We start from the raw sequence: 3,203 nt of genomic DNA, 5'->3' as shown, positions 1-3,203 counted from the left end.
GCCCTGGCCGGTGTACCCGAAGGTGTACCGGATCTCCCACGCCCACGAGGAGGCCCGCGGGCGGGCGGGCACCGACCCGCGGCTCTTCGCGTGCGCCACCCTGCACTTCGAGGGGGATCCCGCCGGACGGGTACGGGCGCTGCGGCTGACGGCCGTCGAGCCCGAGGGCCGCAGGCCCCTCCTGGGCTCCGAGCGGGTGATCCCGGCCGGGCTGGTCCTGCTGGCGCTGGGGTTCTCCGGGCCCGAGCGGGCGGGCGGCCTGCGGGAGCAGCTGGGGCTCGAACTCGACGAGGGCGGGGCCTTCGCCCGTGACGCGGGTTTCGCCGCGGCCGGCGGGCGGGCGCCGGGGGTGTTCGTCGCCGGGGACGCGGGGCGGGGGCAGTCGCTGGTGGTCTGGGCCATCGCCGAGGGCCGCTCGGCGGCCTCCGCGGTGGACCGCTACCTGACCGGGTCCACCGCCCTGCCCGCCTCGATCGCCGCCCACGACCAGCCGATGACGGCGCTGGGCCGCATGCGGTACGGAGACCTGTAGGCGGCCGGTGGCCGCGGACCGCCCCGGGAGGGCTCCCCGCGACGCGTCAAGGAGTTCAGGGCGCGGTCGCGGAGGGCGAGGGCGTCGCGCGCCGGCCGTCGCAGACGAGGGTGATCATGACCTGCGCGGTGGTCTGGTCCGCCCGCACGGGGGCGTTGGGAGTGGTCATCGCCGTCCAGTTGCCCTTGCTCAGGCTGAGGGTCCCCTCCTGGGGACTGCGCGCGTCCTGCCAGCCGTAGGTGGAACGGGCCCGGGCGAACGCGGCCCGCACCGCGGAGTCCGCCACGGTCGCGAGGGGTTCGGCGCTGAGGCTCTCGTGACACTCGGTCCCGTTCACGTCGGGCGGCGTCCGCCGCGCCGTCACCCCCTCCGCGGCCAGCGCCGCGGTCAGGTCCGCCACCACCGTGTCCGCGGAGAGCACCGGGCCGGTGTAGCGCGGCGGCAACGGGCCCAGGTCCGCCAGGGGGTGGGAGCATCCCGTGGCCGTGACGGCGGCCGTGGCCGTCGCCAGGGCCCACATCACCGGTATCCGGTGTCCTCGTCCCCGTCGCATGATCCCGCCTGCCCTGTTCGTACCGTTCACAGCCGGTCAGTCTCGCACCGGCGCTCCGTCCCCGCCCCACCGGGGGCCCTTCCCGGGGCCCTTGCCGGGGCCCTTGCCGGGGCCGTCGCTCCGAGGGGCGAGGATCGCGATGCCGTTGGGCACGCGCCGTTCCTGCCCGTCCTGGAGCTGGTTGCGTACGGCGACCGTCCCGGTGTCGGGGTCGCGCGTGGCGAGGGTGGAGGAGGCACCGCCGTCCATGTACAGGCCTTCGTCGCAGCCGAGCGAGTGCAGCACGGTGGCGAGTTCACGCACCGTCAGGCCGGTCGAAGTGCCTTCCCGGCCGTCGGTGACCAGCAGGAACAGCGTGTCCCCGGCGTCGGCGATGCCCACGGCCGTACGGGGCTCCGCGGTGCGCGCGTCGAGGCCGGGCAGGACCCGGTGGCCGCGGAGCACGGCGTGGGCGCCCAGGGCGAACCGGAACGGCACCTCCGAGCCGGCGCCCAGGGCGTAGTCGATCCGTACGCGCGTCCCCTGGGCCAGTCGCCGCAGGACGCCCGCGCCCGCGTCCCGTCCCAGCAGGATCTGGGTGTCGGCGTCGATGGCCCCGCTGCCGGGGGTGGCGGAGCCGGAGACGACCTCGCCGCCGCGGACGGTCACCTCGTAGACCTCGGTGGCACAGGGGCCGGAGCGGCGCTTGTCGCTGCCGCACACCGCGCGTGCGCGGGACGCGGAGCCCCACCGCGAGGTGAACAGTCCGACGGAACCGACCGGCAGGGCGTACTGGTTGTACCCGCCGAGGGCGAACCCGCCGGTCCGGGTCTCGACGCGGCCCGACAGCTTCAGGCGGCCGCTGCGCGCCTTGCCGTCCGTGCCGACGCCGACCACGTCCTGGGCGCTGTCCCCGGGGAGCGGTTTCCAGCCGAAGCGCTGCCCTTCGGGGACGGCGGCCTTGAGCGGGCGGCCGTGCATCACCTGCGGGCCGGAGGCGGATCCGGTGGCCGCGACACCGGAGTGCTGGTTCTCCATCATGTGGAAGAAGTCGCCGTTGACGGCGGCCACGGCGCCCTGGCGGCGGGCCATCTGGGAGACGGGGGCCCGGTCGGTGACCGAGCCCGGGTACAGCAGGTCGGCGCTCAGGCCGGGCCCGCGGAGGTCGGCTTCGACCAGGTGGACGCGGGCGCTGCCGTGCGAGGTCGGCACGGCGAAGGCCCGGTACCGCACGCCGTGCGCCGGCTCCGCCGGGAGCACCCACGCCGGCCGTGCCTCCACCGGCACCACCCGGGCCGCCCTGCCCTCCCCCGGGCCGCCCCGCACCGGGCCGCCCTCCGCCGGAACGAGCTCCTCCGGCTCGGCCTCCGCCAGCGCCGCCACGAAGCCGGCTTCCACGGGGTCGGCCTCCGCCGCGTCGTGCTCCGCCGGCTCGGCCTCCGCCGGACGGACTTCCGCCGGTCCGGCCTCCTCCGAAGGCCGCTCCGCGCGTACGTCCTCCCCCGGGCCGGCCTCCACCCGTACGGCATCCGCCGAACGTGCCCCTGCCTGACCGGCCTCCGCCGATGCGGCCTCCGCCGGGCCGTCCCCCTCCGAAGGGGCCGCTACCGAGCGAGCCTCTGCGGGTGGGACCTCCACCACACGGGCACCCACCGGTCCGGCTCCCACTGGCAGCCCGTCCGCCGGGCGGGCGTCCGCCGACGTGGCCTCCGCTGCGCGAGCACCCACTGGCTCGGCCCCCACCGGAGGAGCGTCCCCCAGGCGGCCCCTTGCCGAATAGACCTCCGCTGCGCGAGCACCCGCCGGCCCAGCCCCCACCCGAGGGGCGTCCCCCGGACGGCCCCCTGCCGAAGGGGCCTCCGCTGCGCCGACATGGGCCGGGCCGCCTCCCAGCGGAAGCGCGCCCCCCGGGCGGCCCGCCCCGGGCGGAACATCCACCGAGCGGGCCTCTGTTGAGCGGCCTTCTGCCTGAGGGGCCTCCGTCGGGCGGCCCTCCGCCAGGCGGGCATCCGCAGGGCGTCTGTCTCCTGGGCGGCCGTCCCCCGGGCGGCCGTCCCCCGGGCGGCCGTCCCCCGGGCGGCCGTCCCCCGGGCGGCCGTCCCCCGGGCGGCCGTCCGGCGAGAAGGGTTCCATCGGGAG

At 77.5% G+C, this 3,203-nt stretch carries 2 protein-coding genes and 1 pseudogene; 1 reads left to right on the top strand and 2 read right to left on the bottom strand.

Translation table 11 applies throughout. From position 1 onward, the window contains the following. Window positions 1-532: pseudogene (gene gltD / locus ACFV0Q_RS40225) on the top strand (glutamate synthase); the annotation flags it as partial. Window positions 533-587: 55 nt separating this feature from the next. On the opposite strand, the gene ACFV0Q_RS40220 reads toward gltD, so the two are convergent. Then, the gene (locus ACFV0Q_RS40220; protein ID WP_385012891.1) at window positions 588-1,085 is read right to left on the bottom strand and encodes a hypothetical protein; all 498 of its coding nucleotides are present in this window, start codon (window positions 1,083-1,085) and stop codon (window positions 588-590) included. A gap of 36 nt (window positions 1,086-1,121) precedes the next feature. Beyond that, a complete protein-coding gene (locus ACFV0Q_RS40215) occupies window positions 1,122-2,582 on the bottom strand; it encodes a phosphodiester glycosidase family protein (RefSeq protein WP_385012889.1) in 1,461 nt (486 codons plus the stop codon). Window positions 2,583-3,203: the final 621 nt, after the last annotated feature.

The organism is Streptomyces sp. NPDC059564 (genome assembly GCF_042735575.1).
Classification (GTDB): domain Bacteria; phylum Actinomycetota; class Actinomycetes; order Streptomycetales; family Streptomycetaceae; genus Streptomyces.
Note: the sequence above shows the minus strand (reverse complement) of the source record. Positions and strands in the feature narration are given on the sequence as shown.